The sequence below is a fragment of the Rhizobium sp. LjRoot258 genome, assembly GCF_964254185.1.
Classification (GTDB): domain Bacteria; phylum Pseudomonadota; class Alphaproteobacteria; order Rhizobiales; family Rhizobiaceae; genus Rhizobium.
The window spans coordinates 3,947,018-3,963,846 of the sequence record NZ_CAXUST020000001.1 but is presented as its reverse complement, the minus strand read 5'-3'; the positions used below and the strand labels follow the sequence as shown (position 1 = coordinate 3,963,846).

General features: G+C 61.1%; 23 protein-coding genes and 1 other RNA gene. 15 read left to right on the top strand and 9 right to left on the bottom strand.

The window, feature by feature from the left end; translation table 11 throughout:
• Nucleotides 1-13 precede the first annotated feature (13 nt).
• An RNA gene (ffs, locus tag ACSQ9D_RS19410) (signal recognition particle sRNA small type) lies at nucleotides 14-110 on the bottom strand.
• Between the two features lie 88 nt (nucleotides 111-198).
• Here ffs and ACSQ9D_RS19405 point away from each other — a divergent pair.
• The 5 genes from ACSQ9D_RS19405 to ACSQ9D_RS19385 all read left to right on the top strand — a co-directional run bounded on the left by ACSQ9D_RS19405 (nucleotide 199) and on the right by ACSQ9D_RS19385 (nucleotide 3,047).
• Nucleotides 199-609, top strand: a complete 411-nt coding sequence (locus ACSQ9D_RS19405; RefSeq protein WP_024316264.1) for an HIT domain-containing protein — start codon at nucleotides 199-201, stop codon at nucleotides 607-609.
• Nucleotides 606-1,568, top strand: a complete 963-nt coding sequence (gene nudC, locus ACSQ9D_RS19400; RefSeq protein WP_436283510.1) for an NAD(+) diphosphatase — start codon at nucleotides 606-608, stop codon at nucleotides 1,566-1,568. The genes ACSQ9D_RS19405 and nudC overlap by 4 nt, the downstream gene beginning before the upstream one ends.
• Before the next feature lie 25 nt (nucleotides 1,569-1,593).
• The gene (locus tag ACSQ9D_RS19395) at nucleotides 1,594-2,277 is read left to right on the top strand and encodes a helix-turn-helix transcriptional regulator (RefSeq protein ID WP_037115254.1); all 684 of its coding nucleotides are present in this window, start codon (nucleotides 1,594-1,596) and stop codon (nucleotides 2,275-2,277) included.
• A gap of 69 nt (nucleotides 2,278-2,346) precedes the next feature.
• Nucleotides 2,347-2,574 carry a hypothetical protein gene (locus tag ACSQ9D_RS19390; RefSeq protein ID WP_436283509.1) on the top strand — a complete coding sequence of 76 codons (228 nt, stop codon included), beginning with the start codon at nucleotides 2,347-2,349 and terminating at the stop codon, nucleotides 2,572-2,574.
• A 104-nt stretch (nucleotides 2,575-2,678) separates the two neighbouring features.
• Nucleotides 2,679-3,047: a VOC family protein gene (locus ACSQ9D_RS19385; protein WP_436283508.1), complete on the top strand. Its 369-nt coding sequence runs from the start codon at nucleotides 2,679-2,681 to the stop codon at nucleotides 3,045-3,047.
• Nucleotides 3,048-3,086: 39 nt separating this feature from the next.
• Here the strand turns inward: ACSQ9D_RS19385 and ACSQ9D_RS19380 are convergent, their stop codons facing one another.
• Both ACSQ9D_RS19380 and ACSQ9D_RS19375 read right to left on the bottom strand, forming a co-directional pair.
• Nucleotides 3,087-3,947, bottom strand: coding sequence for a prephenate dehydratase (locus ACSQ9D_RS19380; RefSeq protein WP_037115263.1), 861 nt, complete (start codon nucleotides 3,945-3,947; stop codon nucleotides 3,087-3,089).
• Between the two features lie 10 nt (nucleotides 3,948-3,957).
• Nucleotides 3,958-4,713 carry a 3-deoxy-manno-octulosonate cytidylyltransferase gene (locus tag ACSQ9D_RS19375; RefSeq protein ID WP_436283507.1) on the bottom strand — a complete coding sequence of 252 codons (756 nt, stop codon included), beginning with the start codon at nucleotides 4,711-4,713 and terminating at the stop codon, nucleotides 3,958-3,960.
• Nucleotides 4,714-4,867: 154 nt separating this feature from the next.
• Here ACSQ9D_RS19375 and ACSQ9D_RS19370 point away from each other — a divergent pair, with 154 nt between their 5' ends.
• Complete coding sequence (locus tag ACSQ9D_RS19370; RefSeq protein WP_024316257.1) at nucleotides 4,868-5,443, top strand: c-type cytochrome; 576 nt, start codon at nucleotides 4,868-4,870, stop codon at nucleotides 5,441-5,443.
• A gap of 57 nt (nucleotides 5,444-5,500) precedes the next feature.
• Here the strand turns inward: ACSQ9D_RS19370 and ACSQ9D_RS19365 are convergent, their stop codons facing one another.
• Together ACSQ9D_RS19365 and ACSQ9D_RS19360 are read right to left on the bottom strand one after the other, a co-directional pair.
• Entirely contained in the window at nucleotides 5,501-6,448 is a 948-nt protein-coding gene (locus tag ACSQ9D_RS19365) for an AEC family transporter (protein ID WP_436283506.1), read from the bottom strand.
• Nucleotides 6,406-6,642 (bottom strand): hypothetical protein, encoded by a 237-nt coding sequence (locus ACSQ9D_RS19360; RefSeq protein WP_436283505.1) that lies wholly within the window; start codon nucleotides 6,640-6,642, stop codon nucleotides 6,406-6,408. Before ACSQ9D_RS19360 ends, ACSQ9D_RS19365 begins: the two co-directional genes overlap by 43 nt.
• A gap of 319 nt (nucleotides 6,643-6,961) precedes the next feature.
• Between ACSQ9D_RS19360 and ACSQ9D_RS19355 the strand changes: the two genes are divergently transcribed.
• The 5 genes from ACSQ9D_RS19355 to ACSQ9D_RS19335 all read left to right on the top strand — a co-directional run bounded on the left by ACSQ9D_RS19355 (nucleotide 6,962) and on the right by ACSQ9D_RS19335 (nucleotide 10,292).
• Entirely contained in the window at nucleotides 6,962-7,171 is a 210-nt protein-coding gene (locus ACSQ9D_RS19355; RefSeq protein ID WP_436283504.1) for a cold-shock protein, read from the top strand.
• Nucleotides 7,172-7,222: 51 nt separating this feature from the next.
• The gene (locus ACSQ9D_RS19350) at nucleotides 7,223-7,762 is read left to right on the top strand and encodes a hypothetical protein (RefSeq protein ID WP_436283503.1); all 540 of its coding nucleotides are present in this window, start codon (nucleotides 7,223-7,225) and stop codon (nucleotides 7,760-7,762) included.
• Nucleotides 7,763-7,918: 156 nt separating this feature from the next.
• On the top strand, nucleotides 7,919-8,125 hold the full coding sequence (locus ACSQ9D_RS19345; protein WP_436283502.1) for a hypothetical protein: 207 nt from the start codon (nucleotides 7,919-7,921) through the stop codon (nucleotides 8,123-8,125).
• 761 nt (nucleotides 8,126-8,886) lie between these two features.
• Nucleotides 8,887-9,126 (top strand): hypothetical protein, encoded by a 240-nt coding sequence (locus tag ACSQ9D_RS19340; protein WP_037125148.1) that lies wholly within the window; start codon nucleotides 8,887-8,889, stop codon nucleotides 9,124-9,126.
• Nucleotides 9,127-9,299: 173 nt separating this feature from the next.
• A complete protein-coding gene (locus tag ACSQ9D_RS19335; protein ID WP_436283501.1) occupies nucleotides 9,300-10,292 on the top strand; it encodes an adenosine kinase in 993 nt (330 codons plus the stop codon).
• Here the strand turns inward: ACSQ9D_RS19335 and ACSQ9D_RS19330 are convergent.
• Nucleotides 10,285-10,824 (bottom strand): SH3 domain-containing protein, encoded by a 540-nt coding sequence (locus tag ACSQ9D_RS19330; protein WP_208249353.1) that lies wholly within the window; start codon nucleotides 10,822-10,824, stop codon nucleotides 10,285-10,287. The genes ACSQ9D_RS19335 and ACSQ9D_RS19330 overlap by 8 nt on opposite strands.
• 181 nt (nucleotides 10,825-11,005) lie before the next feature.
• On the opposite strand from ACSQ9D_RS19330, the gene ACSQ9D_RS19325 reads away from it, so the two are divergent.
• Nucleotides 11,006-12,007 (top strand): 2-hydroxyacid dehydrogenase, encoded by a 1,002-nt coding sequence (locus ACSQ9D_RS19325; protein WP_436283500.1) that lies wholly within the window; start codon nucleotides 11,006-11,008, stop codon nucleotides 12,005-12,007.
• On the opposite strand, the gene ACSQ9D_RS19320 is transcribed toward ACSQ9D_RS19325, so the two are convergent.
• From ACSQ9D_RS19320 to recF, 3 genes are read right to left on the bottom strand one after another with little or no spacing between them, the layout of a single operon-like run.
• On the bottom strand, nucleotides 12,004-12,477 hold the full coding sequence (locus ACSQ9D_RS19320; RefSeq protein ID WP_436283499.1) for a GNAT family N-acetyltransferase: 474 nt from the start codon (nucleotides 12,475-12,477) through the stop codon (nucleotides 12,004-12,006). The genes ACSQ9D_RS19325 and ACSQ9D_RS19320 overlap by 4 nt on opposite strands.
• Nucleotides 12,474-13,298: a molybdopterin-synthase adenylyltransferase MoeB gene (locus tag ACSQ9D_RS19315; protein WP_436283498.1), complete on the bottom strand. Its 825-nt coding sequence runs from the start codon at nucleotides 13,296-13,298 to the stop codon at nucleotides 12,474-12,476. The genes ACSQ9D_RS19320 and ACSQ9D_RS19315 overlap by 4 nt, the downstream gene beginning before the upstream one ends.
• A complete protein-coding gene (recF, locus tag ACSQ9D_RS19310; RefSeq protein ID WP_436283497.1) occupies nucleotides 13,295-14,419 on the bottom strand; it encodes a DNA replication/repair protein RecF in 1,125 nt (374 codons plus the stop codon). Before recF ends, ACSQ9D_RS19315 begins: the two co-directional genes overlap by 4 nt.
• A gap of 192 nt (nucleotides 14,420-14,611) precedes the next feature.
• Between recF and ACSQ9D_RS19305 the strand changes: the two genes are divergently transcribed.
• The 3 genes from ACSQ9D_RS19305 to ACSQ9D_RS19295 all read left to right on the top strand — a co-directional run bounded on the left by ACSQ9D_RS19305 (nucleotide 14,612) and on the right by ACSQ9D_RS19295 (nucleotide 16,823).
• On the top strand, nucleotides 14,612-15,325 hold the full coding sequence (locus ACSQ9D_RS19305) for an LssY C-terminal domain-containing protein (RefSeq protein WP_436283496.1): 714 nt from the start codon (nucleotides 14,612-14,614) through the stop codon (nucleotides 15,323-15,325).
• 99 nt (nucleotides 15,326-15,424) lie between these two features.
• Nucleotides 15,425-16,261 (top strand): carbon-nitrogen hydrolase family protein, encoded by an 837-nt coding sequence (locus tag ACSQ9D_RS19300; RefSeq protein ID WP_436283495.1) that lies wholly within the window; start codon nucleotides 15,425-15,427, stop codon nucleotides 16,259-16,261.
• A gap of 94 nt (nucleotides 16,262-16,355) precedes the next feature.
• On the top strand, nucleotides 16,356-16,823 hold the full coding sequence (locus ACSQ9D_RS19295; RefSeq protein ID WP_436283494.1) for a group III truncated hemoglobin: 468 nt from the start codon (nucleotides 16,356-16,358) through the stop codon (nucleotides 16,821-16,823).
• Nucleotides 16,824-16,829: the final 6 nt, after the last annotated feature.

Sequence of the window (16,829 nt, the reverse complement as noted above, 5' to 3'; positions counted from 1 at the left end):
GATGGAGAGAAGGGTGGGAGGCTGGCACGATGACCCGTGCCGGGCTCGTTAGGGCTGCTTCCTTCCGGACCTGACCCGGTTGGCGAGTGGCTCGTCCACCACCAACCTCCCGGATGCACATATCGGCAATATCGCCATCAAAAGCAAGCCAAGCTCAAAAAAAACTGCTAGCCTCAAGAAAACATGGAGGAATGCCTGTTGGACGATTTCAAGCTCGACCGTCGGTTGGAAAGCGATAGCGACAGAGTTATGCAGACGGGGCTCTGCGATCTCAGGCTGTCGAAGGACGCCCGTTGGCCGTGGCTGATTCTCGTACCGCGCAGGACGGATGTCACCGAAGTCTTCGAACTGACCCCGCTCGATCAGGTGTTGCTGACATTCGAGACGGAGATGGTCGCCTCCGCCCTGAAGAAGATCACCGGCGCCGCAAAAATCAATATCGGGGCCCTTGGCAACATCGTCCGTCAGCTTCATGTTCATGTCATTGCCCGCTTCGAAGGCGATGCCAATTGGCCGAATCCGGTTTGGGGATTTGGCAAGGCTGAACCCTATGCGGCCGACAAGAGAGATGACCTTATAGAGAAGTTGCGGGAAGCCCTTTCATCATGAGCCGTTCGCTTTTCGATTCGGATGTTCCGCATCCGGAACCCAGCAGCCTGACTGCCTTCGCTGCCAACGACCTGATCCGCGATTCCGAACATCGCGACGAGACGTCCGTCGACATGGCGCTTGCGAAGGAAGGAACGCATATCTTCGCTTTTGCGGGCGACAAATTGGTACTGAAGCACGACGGACAGGTGCTCGATCCGCTGTTTGCCCGTTACGAACTGAAAGACCTGCGGCCGAACTGGGACGAAACAGTGCTGCTTGGCTATCGCAAGACCGGCGAGCCCCGGCTTGCGGTTCCCGTCGGCGTCGCGGAAGAGGAATTGGCTAGCCAATACAAGCCCTCGGACGGACGCTCGCTATTTCGCGAGATGCTGCTTGATGAAGTCCTTCTCGGTGAGTTCGCCCAAGGCGCAAGCCTCATCCGTTGGAACCGGGACAACAAGTTCTGCGGCCGCTGCGGCTCGACCATGGAAATCCATATCGGCGGGTACAAGCGCGTCTGCTCGGCCTGCGGACACGAAATCTTCCCGCGCACCGATCCCGTCGTCATCATGCTGACGATCGACGAGGAACGCGATCTCTGCCTTCTCGGCCGCAGCCCGCATTTTGCGCCGGGTATGTATTCCTGTCTCGCCGGTTTCGTCGAGCCGGGTGAGACGATCGAGAACGCCGTGCGGCGCGAGACGCTGGAGGAATCCGGAATCCGTACGGGAAGGATCCGCTACCACGCCTCGCAACCCTGGCCGATGCCGCATTCACTGATGATCGGCTGCTACGCCGAAGCCAAGTCCGAGCACGTGAAGTTCGACAGCCAGGAGCTGGAGGACTGCCGCTGGTTCACGCGTGCAGAAACGCTTGAGATGCTCGAACGCCCCGGCGCGACCGGCAAAGCCCCGCCGCCCAAGGGCGCGATCGCCCATCGGCTAATGCGCGATTGGGTAGAGTGGAAAAAGCAATAAGGCCTGACAGAACGAGGCCCCTGATATGGCACGCTCCGAACGCCTTTTGACGCTGCTGCAAACCCTGCGGCGCTATCGCCGGCCGGTCAGCGGCGCCGTGCTGGCAACGGAGACCGGCGTCAGCATCCGCACGCTTTACCGCGATATCGCCAGCCTGCAGGCACAAGGGGCTTTGATCGAAGGAGAGCCTGGCCTCGGCTATGTACTGAAGCCGGGCTTCATGCTGCCGCCGATGATGTTCTCCCTGGACGAAATCGAGGCGCTCGTTCTCGGTTCGCGCTGGGTGGCGCGCGCCGCCGATCCGCGACTTGCCGCCGCCGGCGCCGACGCGCTGGCGAAGATCGCGGATGTCCTGCCGCAAGAAATGCGCGACGAAATCGAGACATCGCCACTGCTCGTGCATCTCCGACCGCCCGTTGCCGACAAGGCCGATCTCAGTGCCATTCGCAAGGCGATCCGCAGCGAACGAATCCTCAAGCTGACCTATTCGGATGAGAGCGGAACCGTCTCCGTCCGCAATATCTGGCCTTTCGCACTGAGCTATTTCGAGCATGTGCGCGTTGTTGTTGCCTGGTGCGAATTGCGTCAGGATTACCGTCACTTCCGCACGGATCGGATCGTCGAAATGACCCCCCAGGACGGGCGCTATCCGCGCCGGCGCGCAGTGCTCCTCAAGGAATGGCGGGACCAGCAAGATATTGCGCCCTGACCTCGACGCTACTGCCATAAACTGACAGTGGTTAGCGCTATTATCGGTATCAATCCAACAGGAGGACCGATGATGACGAGCCTGAAACTCACCCGATCGACGCGTGGCAATCATCCTGTCGAGGACACCACCGCTCATGCAGGATACCCGCAATCCACGCTCCTGCGGATGATGCTGAACGCGTCGCGCCACATGGCACGGAGCAAGTATCCGCGCCTCGATCTGGAGGCCATGCCCGAGACGATGAAACGCGATCTCGGCTTCGTGGACTGGGGCCGCCCCTGCCACGAAGGATAGACCGCGACAGCGCAACTCCCAAGACGCCTAAACAACCGCCGCCGCTGCCAATTGGTGCAGCGGCGTTTCTTCGCCTGCCACCATCTCACAACGAGGACCATCCGATGAACAGTCCGAACCTCATCATTCTCTACGTCAAGGACCCAGCCGAAAGTGCCGGTTTCTACCGATCGCTGCTTGGCCGCGAGCCGGTGGCCGAAGCTCCGAACTTCGTCGCTTTCGCGCTCGACGGCGGCTTCACGCTCGGTCTCTGGCGGCTGAGCAAGGTCGCGCCGCAGCCCTCTGCCACCGGTAGCCGCGCCGAGATCGCCTTCATGGTTCCCGGCGAGAACGGCGTGTCAACGCTTTACGACGACTGGCGCAAACGCCAGCTACCCATCGCGCAAGATCTGACGGATATGGATTTCGGTCCAACCTTCGTCGTTCTCGACCCGGACGGCCATCGCTTGCGTGTCTGTGAGCCGGATAAGTAAGCTATATCGGAAAAGGGCGCCCGCCCGCAGGCGCCCTTCTCATTTCTGCAACTGGCCCCGCATCGGGTGGCCCTTGTAGACGCCGAGAATACGGACCTTCTCGGAAAAAAACCGCAGTTCCTCCAGTGCCCGCCGGACGTTCGGATCGTTCGGATGTCCCTCGATATCGGCATAGAACTGCGTTGCGACAAACTTGCCGCCGAGCTGATAGCTCTCCAGTTTTGTCATGTTGATGGTGTTCGTCGCAAAACCGCCGAGCGCCTTGTAGAGCGCGGCTGGAATGTTTCGGACGTTGAAGACAAACGTCGTAACGAGCTTCTCCTCGGCGCAACTGCGATGCGCCCATTCCTCGTCGCGCGAGAGGACGACGAAGCGGGTGACGTTGTCCTCGGTGTCCTCGACGTTCTCCGCCACGATGTCGAGACCATAGAGATCCGCAGCAAGACGCGGCGCAAGCGCGGCCATCGAGCGATCCCCGGTCTCCTGGACGAGCTTTGCGGCACCTGCCGTGTCGCCGGCGATCACCGGCTTCCAGCCGTGCGAGCGCACGATCTTGCGGCACTGGCCAAGTGCATGGATATGGCTGTGAACCGTGCGGATTTCATCCTTGGTCACGCCAGGAAGCACCATCAGCTGGAAGCGGATCGGCATGAAATACTCGCCGATGATGTGCAGGCGGGACTCCGGCAGCAGGTGATGAATGTCGGCGACACGACCGGCGATCGTGTTCTCGATCGGGATCATCCCGATATCGGCATCGCCGTTCTCGACCGCCACGAAGGCATCCTCGAACGTCTGGCATGGCAGCGGTTCCATGGTCGGAAACATGTCGCGGCACGCCATGTCGGAGTTCGCGCCGAACTCGCCCTGGAAGGCGATCCTGTTGGTCTTGATGTTCATGGAAAATCCGTCACTTCGTTCTAGCGGAGAGAATGTGCCGCGCCTTCTCAAGGTCGGCGGGAGTATCGACACCGAGCGGAACCGTGTCAACGATCTCGACATCGATACGCATGCCGGCCTCCAGCGCACGCAGTTGCTCCAGCGACTCGCGCTTTTCCAGGACCGATGGTCCAAGCGTTACGAAACGCTCCAGGGCCGACCGGCGGTAAGCATAGAGGCCTATATGGTGATAGAGTGGTCCATCGCCGTAAGGTGCCGTCGCGCGCGTGAAGTAGAGAGCCTTCAGACGGCTTTCGGAGAGTGGTGAACCGACGACCTTGACGATATGCGGTGCAGTCTTGTCCGCCTCGTTATCGATCGCGATCGTTAGTGTGGCGATATCGACGCTCGGATCCTCCAGAGGGCGCAGTGCGGCGCGAACCGTCTCCGGTTCAATCGTCGGCAGATCGCCCTGCACGTTGACGATAAACTTGGCCTGCCTCTCCGGATCCACCTTCCTGAGCGCTTCGTAAATGCGGTCCGAACCGGACTGATGATCCGTGCTCGTCATGATGACCTCGAAGCCCGCCTCGGCAACGACATCAAAGACCCGCTGGTCATCGACGGCGACGACGACGCGGCCAATCTCGGCTTCCTTCGCCCGCAACGCCACCTGCACGATCATCGGCAGACCGCAAATATCGGCAAGCGGCTTACCCGGAAGACGGGTCGATGCCATGCGGGCGGGGATCAGCACGAGCACGTGATCTAAATTTGGACTGGTCATTGTTCGGGCCTTCTAATCCGGGCGGAAAGGTGTCAAAAAGTCTCACGCAGCAGCCCATTTAGACTGTTGCAACGAATAGCCAAAAGACATAGGTTCCGCGCGATTTCAAGATGGTCCGGTTTTATGTCTGCCGGCTGCAAGGGGAGCATTGCAGATGAATTCATACGTGAATACGGCTGTGGGGGCACTGCTCGGGACGGTTTTCGTTCTGATGTCCGTCTCCATCGCGTCGGAGGGGATCTTTCATTCGGAGAAGCCGGAGAAGGAAGGTTTCGCGATCGTAGCCGAAGAGGCACCCGCCTCTGGTGGCGGCGAGGCCGCACCGGCTGCAGCCGTTCCGATCGCGCAGCTGCTTTCGAAGGCAGACGCCAAGGCTGGCGAAGCTGTCTTCAAGAAGTGTCAAGCCTGTCATGACGCGACCAAGGGGGGGCCGAACAAAGTTGGCCCGAACCTCTATGGTCTCGTCGATCGTCCGATCGGCACGCACGAGGGCTTTGCCTATTCGTCGGCCATGAAGGACTTCTCCAAGGGCGGCAGCGAGAAGTGGACCTTCGATCATCTGAACCACTTCCTGGCAGCGCCGAAGAAGTATGTTGCCGGCACGGCGATGGGCTTTGCAGGTCTTCCGAAGGACACGGATCGCGCCAACGTCATCCTCTACCTTCACACCCTCGCCGAGTCGCCGGTTCCGCTTCCGGATCCGAACGCACCGGATAGCGCGACGCAGTAGGCGTGCTCAGTTGCTGAGAGAATCGAAGCCCGGCCTGCGCCGGGCTTTTTCTTTGCGCTAGACGCCAAGCAGCAAGGCCCAGAACGACACGGAGATGGCGCCGAGAGCCGTCGTTAGCGTGATCGTCGATGCCGCCAGGCTGTGGCCGACGCCGAAACGATTGGCGATCAGCCAGGCGTTGACGCCCGTCGGAACCGACGAAATCAGCACGAGGGCCGCCGTCCAGTCGCTGGCGAGCCCCACCAGATGGCTGGCCGTCCAGACGCAGGCCGGCAACAGCAGGAGCTTGAAGGCCGAGGTGACGCTTGCGATGCCGGCATTGCCGGATATCCCGTATTTCTCGAGCGCCATGCCGAGCGAGATCAACGCAACCGGTCCGGCGACGCCGGCAATCTGATCGACGATGGATTCCACCGGCCCGGGCATCGTGAGGCCGAGAAGATGCATGGCAGAGCCTCCGGCCAAGCCGATCACCAGCGGGTTTCGCACGAGGTTCTGGGCAATCTGGCGGACCACTTTGGCGATGCTCCGCTCCTGCTTGCCAGAGATCTTGTGTTCGGCGCGCTCCATCATGATGGTACCGATAATCATCATGACAGGCAGATGGACCGCGATCAGGATCGAGAGCGGCACGAGTCCCTTGTCGCCAACCGTTCGCTGCACGAGTGGCAGGCCGATGAAGATGGTATTGGCGAAGGCTGACGACACGCCGGCGAGCACGCCGATGCGATCATCGCGCCCGAAGAAGCGCGTCGCGGCGATATGGGCGGCGATCCAGGTCACCGCAACACCGGAGAAGTAGGCGATCCAGAGCCTGAACGGGGATGCCCCGTGAAAGTCTGCCGCCGCGATCGTGCGGAACAACAAGAGCGGCACGGCGATCTTGAAGACGAATTCGCTCAGCGCATCGCCGATCTCCGCCTTCATCACCCGCAGTTTCACGGTCAGCCAGCCGATAAGGATCATGATGAAGATGGGAAGGACGTCGAAGATGATGGCTGACATTCAGTGCGGCTGCCTTGCGAGGGAATAAGCATGCGTAGCAGCAAATCGGCCGGGATGACAAACACGCGCGGCACAAAAACAAAAAAAGCGGGCCTCGCCCGCTTTTCCGCATCCGGTCTTGCCGGATAGCCGGCTTGCGATGCTGCCAGTCCATCCGTGGTCAGCGTCGCTCCGGTATCGTCGAAGGGTATCATTCCCTTCTCTATTGGCTGCAGCCCGCGAGCCGCTCATGCCAATCTCGTTGAGGTTGTTTATAGGAGAGGAAAATGACACGGGGATGACGTCAGGACGGCATTTTTGCGAAGAGTCGAGGCAACCCGCAAGCGGCCGATTGTAGCGCATGTGGTTGCGGATCTCACCAGCGCCACCGGCATTTGGGCCCGTGAAAATGCGGACTGGCGATTCGCGCTGTCAGCGCCACCGCCCCGCCCCTGCCATCAACGGCTCTTGTGCCCGCCGCCAAAATCATGCGATGTCCCATTTCGGCTGGGGAGACCAACATGGGGGTGAATTTTGCCAACAGGTAAAGTCAAGTGGTTCAACCAGGACAAGGGCTTTGGGTTCATCACGCCGGATGACGGAGGTACCGATGTCTTTCTGCACATCACGGCCGCTCAAAGAGGCGGAATCGACACCGTGAAGGAAGGCATGGATGTGGCGTTCGAAGTCGCACAGGACCGAAGAACCGGCAGAACCTCTGCCGACAATGTCCGGCAGGGTTGAAATGATCCGTGCGGCCGAAAGGCCGCACTGACTTTGCCGCTCGGAGACAATATGAAGCGTAGCTTTGCTGTCTGGCTCTTCCTGCTTGCGGCCGCCGGGCCGTCATTCGCCGATGACGCGAGCTCCAAGCTTGCGTTCTTCTACGACAGCTGCGTTTCCTCCGGCCCAGACTTCGAGCGCACGTCCGAGCGTGCGAAAGCTGACGAATGGCCTTCGATGGCACAGGATCTGGCGCTGACCTTCACGCCGATGGAAAACCCGGAAGCGCTGGAAGGGTGGATTGTCAGTGGCGGCGAAAGCGAAAGCTTTCAAGCACTGGTGGTCTCACGGGCGAATGTCGCAGGCAAGATCGTCGAAGGCTGCACCGTGGCATTGGGCGACGTCGACGCAGCCGTCTTCGAAAAGGCATTGGTCGAGAAGGTGAACGCAGTCTCGGCAGGTGAAGAGCAAGGGCAGGATCGCGTCTACAAGCGATATACAGCCAGTATCAACGGGCGCAGCGAAGCGATCACCCTGACGCTTCCGCTCTACGCAAAGGGTTCCGATCAGATTATCGTCAGTGCCGTGGCAGAGCAACAGATCGAACACTAGGCGGGAAATGACACGCTCCGTCGGCTCGCGCCTTTTAGGCACTATGAGATTTTAATACCGGAAGCGCGGCGTCCGAATGGACTGCCTATCACCGTTCCCCCCGTCCTTGTGACGAGGCGCCACGAGCGCCGCGGCACGAAGGCACGGAGAGCAGCAATGTACTTCGAACTCAAGGATAAGACAGCTGACGTTCTCGCCCGGTGCCGCAGACGCGAGCAACTGTGCGATCTTGCGCTCGATCCAATCTCCTCGCAGGACGAGGCATACGGCATTCAGGCGATTGCCGAGGATTTGCTCGGCTTCAAGCGCAAAGGCTATGCACTTGTCGGCAGTAGCGAGCCTTCAGGCGCATCCTCGGTTTGACCAAGCCGGTATTTTCCGAAATTCCGGCGTCAGCCCGGATCATGGGAATAAAGCAATTCGGGCTGCCGCCGGGCGCCATCGGTGCTCAATGCGAGTTTGTGTTTAGAATACTGCGACCTTTCCCCGAAGCAGGCGAAGCGATTGACCGGGCATCAGTGGCGAGCGCCGTGCTGGGCTGTCATCCCGCCATCGGCACCCTCGGCCGGCGCACACGTCAGAGCTTTGTCGGGAACAATGCGGCCATTGTCGACTTTGGGCTGCATGTCGCCACGCTCTGCGGACCCTTACGCAGACGCGATTGATCTTGATCGCCTGGCAGATATCGAGGTGAGCGTCTTCCTTTTCGGTGACACCCTGTTCGCCGGCTCGGCAACCTCGATTCTTGGACACCCTTTGGAGGCCGTCGTTTGGCTTGCCAACGAACTCTCAGCGCGCGGAAAGCAACTCAAGCCGAGCGACTTCGTAGCCACGGGCTCCCGCACGACCATTCTTCAAGTCCTCCCTGGTCAACATTTGGCGGCCGATTTCGGACCGCTCGGTCAGGTTGATTGCATTTTCAGCTGACCATCTCGCCAACCATCGGGAACCGTACATGCGTCCCCAATGGAAGCCATTTGTGGTGGAGATCAAGAAAACGCGCCGTCTTTTTTCAAGGCTGCCATCAAAAAGCGACGTTCCTTTGGAGAAGGCCAACCGCGATGAGAAGCGCGTCCGCAATGAGCTTGCGCTGGGCGCACGACCAAACGACGAAAGGCAAAAGGATGGTGAGCAGGAACCTCCCCCACGAATATTTTTTCCTCAACGGCTCCCGTTCCGACGGGCCGGTTATCGGCCATATCGATGGCAGACCAATCCCTGCTCGCGTGATCGACATTCGAGGCAGCCGCTATCGTTTCGTCGGAGTTGCCCGCCGCGATCGACGTGGCAGGCTCGACGTGTCCGCCTTGCGCAAGAACGAGTGGCTTGTCGTACCTGACCTCATCTATGCGGCCGTTGCTTGAAGCACAGCTTGATGAACCGTCACTGTCTTGACGAACGCCTCGCGGCATTTTGACCCGCAGCAGCGCACTTTGCGACGGCATAGATAGGCTCAAACGGCATTTCCGCTTCCCATGCGGCGAAAATTCGCTAAGACCGATCACCGGCTATCACCAAAACCGGGACCTTCCCTTTCATGACCAAATTCGATGTTCTGACTGTCGGCAACGCTATCGTCGATATCATCGCGCGTTGCGACGACCAGTTCCTCATTGACAATAAGATCACCAAGGCGGCGATGAACCTCATCGATGCTGAGCGCGCCGAACTTCTCTATGCACACATGGGGCCGGCGGTGGAAGCCTCCGGCGGCAGCGCCGGCAATACGGCAGCCGGTGTCGCGAGCTTCGGCGGCAAGGCCGCCTATTTCGGCAAGGTCGCCGAAGATCAGCTCGGCGAGATCTTTGCCCATGACATCCGCGCACAGGGCGTTCACTATCAGACGCAGCCGAAGGGTACGTTCCCGCCGACCGCGCGCTCAATGATCTTCGTGACCGACGACGGCGAACGCTCGATGAACACTTATCTCGGCGCCTGCGTCGAGCTCGGGCCTGAGGACGTCGAGGCCGACGTGGTCGCCGAGTCCAAAGTCACCTATTTCGAGGGCTACCTCTGGGATCCGCCGCGCGCCAAGGAAGCGATCCGCGAATGCGCCCGTATCGCCCACGAGAACGGCCGCGAGATGTCGATGACGCTCTCCGACAGCTTCTGCGTCGACCGCTACCGCGGCGAATTCCTCGATCTGATGCGCTCTGGCACTGTCGATATCGTCTTCGCCAATCGCCAGGAAGTGCTGGCGCTCTATGAAACCGACGACTTCGAGGCGGCGCTCAACAGCATTGCCAAGGACTGCAAGATTGCGGCCGTGACGATGAGCGAGCACGGCGCCGTGATCCTGAAAGACACGGAACGCTCCTACGTCGATGCCATCAAGATCAGGGAACTGGTCGATACGACGGGCGCCGGCGATCTCTTCGCATCCGGCTTCCTCTACGGCTATACGCAGGGCCGGACATTGGAAGATTGCGGCAAGCTTGGCTGCCTCGCGGCCGGCATCGTGATCCAGCAAATCGGTCCGCGGCCGATGAAGTCGCTTGCTGAAGCCGGCAAGCAGGCTGGGCTTACTTAAAGGCCTCGCCTGGATAGGCGCCCCAGATTTCCGACTGCGCCACCCAACCCTCGGCGCCGTCGCTCTTGGCAAAGCACCAATCGCCATTGCATTCACCGATGTTCATCATGACGCCGGGCTCCAGCTTGGCAATAATGCTTGCCGACGGCAGGGCATCACGGCGCATGTTGACATAGACGGACTTGCCCTTGCCCTTCATCCATGGGGCAGCGATCGCCGCGCGCGAGCCTGACAGCAACGATTGGTTGACCCAGCCCTCGGTGCCGTCGGCATCGCGGATCTGGCGCCAGTTGTCGTATTCCTGGATGATCTCGACGGGCAGGCCGGCCTTCAGATACATCCAAGAGGCCGCATAGTCCGTGCCAGGGCCGATGCGCAGGTTGACGCGCTTGGACTTCAGCGTAACGAAACGCGGCAGCGGCAGGCCGCTCGGTCCCTTTGCCGCCTGCGCGGAGGCCATTTCGGCCGTTCCCGCCGAAAGCACGAAACCGATCGCAAGGGCGAGGCAAGATTTCAGGACTTTGCTATGCATGGGACTTCCGTTTGCTCAGATGAGGGCAGGACTGCTGCCTGATTCCGGGAATTTGACATTCCTGCGCACGCTGGACGAGTTTTGTTTGTCTTCGCGTGCGGGTCTGGTAGAAATTGCCCGGAACGGGAAAATTATCCCGCGTCTTGGTTAAGGACCTCTGAACAAGTTAGCGCCGGCGCACATGACGACGAAGAAAAAACCGAAGGTCTACATCACGCGGAAGCTGCCCGACGCGGTCGAGACGCGCATGCGCGAACTCTTCGATGCGGAACTGAATATCGACGATATGCCGCGCTCCAAGGCCGAGCTGATTGCCGCCGTCAAAAGCGCCGACGTGTTGGTTCCGACGGTCACCGACCGGATCGACGCAGCCCTGATCGAGGAGGCCGGGCCGCAGCTGAAGCTGATCGCCAGCTTCTCGAACGGCACCGACCACATCGACGTGGAGGCTGCGGCCCGCAAGGGCATCACCGTCACGAACACGCCGAATGTGCTGACCGAGGACACTGCTGACATGACCATGGCGCTGATCCTCGCCGTGCCGCGCCGGCTGGGGGAAGGTGCGCGCGTGCTGACCGATCAGCCGGGTGAATGGGCCGGATGGTCACCGACCTGGATGCTCGGGCGGCGCATTCACGGCAAACGCATCGGTATCGTCGGTATGGGCCGGATCGGCACCGCCGTCGCCCGCCGCGCCAAGGCATTTGGCCTCTCGATCCACTACCACAACCGCAAGCGGGTGAACCCGGCAACCGAAGACGAACTGGAGGCGACCTATTGGGAGAGCCTCGACCAGATGCTCGCTCGTGTCGACATCGTTTCGGTCAACTGCCCGTCGACGCCTGCGACCTTCCATCTGCTTTCGGCCCGCCGTCTGGCGCTGCTGCAGCCGACCGCCTACCTCGTCAACACTGCCCGCGGCGACGTGGTCGACGAGGCCGCGCTGATCAAGAGCCTGCGGGAGGGCAAGCTGGCGGGGGCTGGTCTCGACGTCTTCGAGAATGAGCCGGCGGTCAATCCGAAGCTCGTCAAGCTCGCCAACGATGGTAAGGTCGTACTTCTGCCGCACATGAGTTCGGCGACGATCGAAGGCCGTATCGACATGGGCGACAAGGTGATCATCAACATCCGCACCTTCATCGACGGACATCGCCCGCCGAACCGCGTGCTGCCCGGCCGCTAAACCGAGACCGGCTTGCGCATCTCGATCGACGTCGTGCGTGTGAAGCCCGGATGCGCGTTTTCGGCGGTCTTCTCAAATCCCCAGCGCACGAAGACGCGATGGTTCTCGACGAGCTCGATGCGCGTCTCGAGCCTCAGCGAGGCTAGCGCGCGAGACCGCGCCACCTCTTCCGCAACCGCCAGGAGCCGGCGGCCGATCCCCCGGCCTTGAGCATCCGGGGAAATCGCCAGCTTGCCGATATAAAGGCAATCATCCTCCGGCCGCAGGAAGATGCAGCCGCGCAGGACTTCGCCTTCCGTAGCCGCATAGACGATTTCTAAACGCGCCTTGTCGGCAAGGCTCGGGAGCGTCAGTTTCAGGGCCGAAGATGGTGGATCGATGCGGTCGTTCATATAGGCGAAGGACGACAGGATCAGCGCCAGCAGCTCGTCCCACCGCTGAAAACCTTCGTCGATGCGAACGATCTTCATGACGCGTGGCTTTGCCTTTGGCGCCGTCGCTTGTAGCGAATCGTATCGAAGCGGGCGGCAAGCGCATCGTAGAGCAGCAGTCGGCCGATTAGCGGCTCACCGGTGCCGGTGATCAGTTTGATCGCTTCCATCGCCATCAGCGTGCCGATCACGCCGGTCAGCGCACCAATGATGCCGGTTTCCGCACAGGCCGGGATCAGGCCAGCCGGTGGCTTCTCGGGAAAGAGATCGCGATAGGTCGGGTTCGGTGCGCCATCCTCCGCCGTGTCGTAGGGCTTCAGCACTGTGACGGAGCCATCGAAGCGGCCGACGGCGCCCGTCACCAACGGGATTTGCGCCGTCTCGGCGGCATCGGCTGCGGTATAGCGGGTATCGAAATTGTCGGAGCCGTCAATCAGGAGATCGAAACCCGAGAGATGACGGCGGGCCGAGTCCGTCGAAAAGCGCTCCTCGAAGCGAATCACATTGACGTGCGGGTTCAATCTGGCGATTGCAAAGGCTGCACTTTCCGTCTTCAGCTCGCCGATCGTGCCGGAATCGTGAATCACCTGCCGCTGCAGGTTGGAAAGCGAAACGCGGTCGTCATCGGCAATGCCGAGCGTGCCGACGCCCGCGGCCGCGAGATATTGCAGGACCGGCGCCCCCAGCCCGCCGGCGCCGATCACCAGCACGCGCGCGGCCTTCAGCTTCTGCTGGCCTGCACCGCCGATCTCGGGAAGCAGGATATGACGCTGATATCGCGCGATTTCTTCCGGGCTCAGGGGTTCCATGGGCGCGATGCTACCACGGCCTTTGGATGTGGGGGAAGCGGCATCGGTCATTCGAAAACCTTCCCGTCGGCAACGGTGAAGAATTGCGCGCGCTCACCGAGCGCGGAGAACATGGCGCGGTCCGTACCCGTCATGAAGGCCTGACCACCCAGCGCGTCGATGAGGTCGAAAAGGGCGGCACGCCTGCCTTCGTCAAGATGCGCTGCGATTTCATCGAGCAGTAGGATCGGCGCGTGGCCGGTGAGATTGGCGACCAGCCGGGCATGAGCAAGGATCAGTCCGACCAGCAACGCCTTCTGCTCGCCCGTCGAACAGCGCGCTGCTTCCATCTGCTTTTGCCGGTGGCGGACGATGAGATCGGCGCGATGCGGACCGACGAGCGTACGGCCGGCTGCGGCATCGCGATAACGGCTTTCGGCAAGCATGGCGGCGTACTCGTCCTCGAGATCGACAGCGGGGCGCGAGAACTGGCCGTCCATAAAGCCAGCGAGTTCGAGCGCCGCAGCCGGAAATGGCGACGTATCGTGCGTTTGCTCTATGAGCCGGGCGAGGAGGCCGAGCATTTCCTGGCGCGCCATTGCCATGGCAATGCCAAGGCTCGCCATCTGCTGCTCGATTCCGGAAAGCCAAGCGGGATCGAAGCGGCGCTCGTCGAGCAGCTTGTTGCGGCTGCGCATGGCGCGCTCGAAATCGCTGGCGCGGCGACCATGAGCCGGATCAAGCGAGAGCACGAGCCGGTCGAGAAAACGACGGCGCTCGGACGAGCCACCGGTGAAGAGGCCATCCATCGACGGCGTCAGCCACAGGAGGCGCAGATGATCGGTCAGTTCATCGGCCGATTTCGCCGGCGTGGCATTGATGCGCAAACGCCGAGAGGCACTGTCATCGGTGGTGTCGACGCCGGTGCCGATCTCCACCTCGCCCTGAATGCCGTCGAGTTCAGCAAAGATCGCAAACCCGCCGCTCGCACCGACGCGAGTGATATCGCCATAGGTGGCGCGACGCAAACCGCGGCCCGGCGACAGCAGGGAAACGGCTTCCATCAGATTGGTCTTGCCGGCACCGTTGTCTCCTGTCAGCACCACATGCCGACCGTCGAGCGACAGCGAGACTGACGCGTAGTTGCGAAAGTCGGTCAGCTTTAGACGGGACAGGGAGACCTTGTGCGGCATTCGATATCCGGTTCGTGGTGCCCGAGAGCTAAGCGCAACGAGGGCGGATGGCAAGGGTAAGAGGCGCGATACGGACACCAAGGCCGCGCATGGGCCTACACCTGGACTTGCCATCGACGCGATAGAAACGGCGGAAGCTGGCACCGATCGCGGGAGGATCGTATGATACGGCCGAGATGGGGGGCGAGTAGGATGCGACGCTTGACGAAAACACGGACAGCGATAGGCGGTGTGGCGGCCATGTTGGTTGCGTATCTGCTTGTCGCTTATTTCTTCATTCCGGAAATATGGATTCACCGCGACGCCGGCCGCATTGGGGAATTTGGCCCAATGGTCACAACCACCGAACAGGACATTCCTGGCGACCCGATCAATGTTGGGCTTGTTGGCCCGAAGGAGGACGTGCTGCGGGCATTCGCATCGGCCGGATGGGATCCAGCTGACAAGATTACGCTGCGTACATCGGCGGAAATCGGCTTGAGCGTCGTGCTCGATCGACCCGACCTCGACGCTCCGGTGAGCGCCTTGCTGTTCGAGGGGCGCAAGCAGGATCTGGCGTTTGAACGGGCAGTGGGCAAGAGCGCCGACGAGCGCCACCATGTCCGTTTTTGGCTCACTAGGAGCACCGGTGCGGACGGGCATCCGTTGTGGCTCGGCTCGGCGAGTTTTGATCGTGGTGTCGGCTTCAGCCACGACACCGGCCAAATCACCCATCACATCGCGCCCGATGTCGATGCTGATCGGGATCTGATCATCGGTGATCTTCAGAAGGCCGGGCAACTGTCGTCGACTTACGAGATCCCCGGCATCGGCGCCACGAAGACCGGCCGCAATGGGGGCGGCGATCCCTATTTCACCGATGGGAAAGCAATGATCGGCGTGCTGCGCGACCGCGCCGCTCCTTAACGCCGGCTTCGCTTCACGTATCTTCATCGTTCCCGATTTGCGGTTCCACACCGCGTCGAATCGGTGAAAGATACGGACCGAATCACGAGAGGTGCGCCGTTGAAGATAGCCGCAGCACAGACCATCGTTTCGCCTGACATTGCCGCGAACGGCAGCGCAATCCGGCGTATGATTGCGGCCGCGGCCGCCAATGGCGCGCGGGTCGTCAACTTCTGCGAAGGCGCACTTTCGGGATATTCGAAATTGCAGATGATGCATCCCGATGATTGGGCCGGTTTCGATTGGCAGCAGCAGGAGGCCGAGCTTCGTGCAATCGCCGATCTCTGCGGCGAGCTTCGCATCTTCGCGGTGATCGGCGGAGCACACCGGCTATCCAAGGGTTGCCCGCCGCACAACAGCCTCTATGTGTTTTCCGACACCGGGGCGCTGCTGACCCGTTACGACAAGAGGTTTCTGTCGAACAGCGAGCTTGGCGGCTGGTACTCGCCCGGCACCGCGCCGATCACCTTCGACGTCGACGGCTATCGTTTCGGCTGCGCGATCTGCATCGAATCGCAGTTTCCGGAGATCTTCGGGGAATATGAGAGGCTTGGCGTCGATGCCGTGCTCTTCTCCTCATACGGCACTCCCGACTATTTCCAGATTGCGCTGCGCGCGCATGCGGGACTGAACTGCATCTGGATCGGCGCTGCAACGCCGGTGCAGAAGGCCGCAAAGGGGCCGGCCGGCATTATCGGCCCGGATGGAAACTGGGTGACGCAATGTCGGGCGGCTCCCGAACCAAGCCTGGCAACCGCGGTGCTAGATCGCGACGACCCAGTCTATGACATTCCGCTGCAGAAGGCCCGGCCGTGGCGACTGAAGGCGCGACAGGGTGACATCTATCGCGAGAAGATGGTCGATAACGCCAGAAGCGAAAACAGAAGCGATTATTGAGGCGCAATGCTGCCTTGTGTCGCAGCCGCTTCATCTTGCGGCGTTGACGGCCTATATGACAACGGTCGCGGATTGCGACGTGCCGGAGTTGACGATGGATACGGAAATACGGGGCCGCGCGGTGCATGTGGCCGCCATTCGCGAGCGCGCCGAAGCCGAAATGAAGGCGATGGGGATCGACGAGGCGTTCATCGATCGACTGGTCGAGACGTTCTACGGTCGCGTGCTCCAGCATCCGGCGCTTGGACCGGTGTTCGACGCCCGGCTCACCGGCCGCTGGCCCGAGCATATGCAGAAGATGAAGAGCTTTTGGTCATCAGTCGCCTTTCGCAGCGGCGCCTATGGCGGAAAGCCGGTACAGGCGCATACAGGCGTCGCGAACATGTCACCCGATCTCTTCCCGCAATGGCTGGCGCTGTTTTCGGAGACGCTCAGTGACATCGCCCCGAACCGGGAAGCCAAGGCCTGGTTCATGGCGACCGCCGAGCGCATTGCCAAGAGCCTGACGCTGTCGCTCTTCTACAATCCGGCGCTCGACGATCCGATGCGCAAGCCGGCCTAAGCTATT

Coding starts and splice junctions, on each gene's coding strand:
- ACSQ9D_RS19365 (WP_436283506.1), bottom strand. CDS start 6,448: ATGTCAGCCATCATCTTCGACGTCCTTCCCATCTTCATCATGATCCTT.
- ACSQ9D_RS19330 (WP_208249353.1), bottom strand. CDS start 10,824: ATGCATAGCAAAGTCCTGAAATCTTGCCTCGCCCTTGCGATCGGTTTC.
- ACSQ9D_RS19380 (WP_037115263.1), bottom strand. CDS start 3,947: ATGAACATCAAGACCAACAGGATCGCCTTCCAGGGCGAGTTCGGCGCG.
- ACSQ9D_RS19345 (WP_436283502.1), top strand. CDS start 7,919: ATGTACTTCGAACTCAAGGATAAGACAGCTGACGTTCTCGCCCGGTGC.
- ACSQ9D_RS19350 (WP_436283503.1), top strand. CDS start 7,223: ATGAAGCGTAGCTTTGCTGTCTGGCTCTTCCTGCTTGCGGCCGCCGGG.
- ACSQ9D_RS19340 (WP_037125148.1), top strand. CDS start 8,887: ATGGTGAGCAGGAACCTCCCCCACGAATATTTTTTCCTCAACGGCTCC.
- ACSQ9D_RS19295 (WP_436283494.1), top strand. CDS start 16,356: ATGGATACGGAAATACGGGGCCGCGCGGTGCATGTGGCCGCCATTCGC.
- nudC (WP_436283510.1), top strand. CDS start 606: ATGAGCCGTTCGCTTTTCGATTCGGATGTTCCGCATCCGGAACCCAGC.
- ACSQ9D_RS19325 (WP_436283500.1), top strand. CDS start 11,006: ATGACGACGAAGAAAAAACCGAAGGTCTACATCACGCGGAAGCTGCCC.
- ACSQ9D_RS19360 (WP_436283505.1), bottom strand. CDS start 6,642: ATGATACCCTTCGACGATACCGGAGCGACGCTGACCACGGATGGACTG.
- ACSQ9D_RS19320 (WP_436283499.1), bottom strand. CDS start 12,477: ATGAAGATCGTTCGCATCGACGAAGGTTTTCAGCGGTGGGACGAGCTG.
- ACSQ9D_RS19315 (WP_436283498.1), bottom strand. CDS start 13,298: ATGACCGATGCCGCTTCCCCCACATCCAAAGGCCGTGGTAGCATCGCG.
- ACSQ9D_RS19305 (WP_436283496.1), top strand. CDS start 14,612: ATGCGACGCTTGACGAAAACACGGACAGCGATAGGCGGTGTGGCGGCC.
- recF (WP_436283497.1), bottom strand. CDS start 14,419: ATGCCGCACAAGGTCTCCCTGTCCCGTCTAAAGCTGACCGACTTTCGC.
- ACSQ9D_RS19385 (WP_436283508.1), top strand. CDS start 2,679: ATGAACAGTCCGAACCTCATCATTCTCTACGTCAAGGACCCAGCCGAA.
- ACSQ9D_RS19370 (WP_024316257.1), top strand. CDS start 4,868: ATGAATTCATACGTGAATACGGCTGTGGGGGCACTGCTCGGGACGGTT.
- ACSQ9D_RS19390 (WP_436283509.1), top strand. CDS start 2,347: ATGATGACGAGCCTGAAACTCACCCGATCGACGCGTGGCAATCATCCT.
- ACSQ9D_RS19375 (WP_436283507.1), bottom strand. CDS start 4,713: ATGACCAGTCCAAATTTAGATCACGTGCTCGTGCTGATCCCCGCCCGC.
- ACSQ9D_RS19395 (WP_037115254.1), top strand. CDS start 1,594: ATGGCACGCTCCGAACGCCTTTTGACGCTGCTGCAAACCCTGCGGCGC.
- ACSQ9D_RS19335 (WP_436283501.1), top strand. CDS start 9,300: ATGACCAAATTCGATGTTCTGACTGTCGGCAACGCTATCGTCGATATC.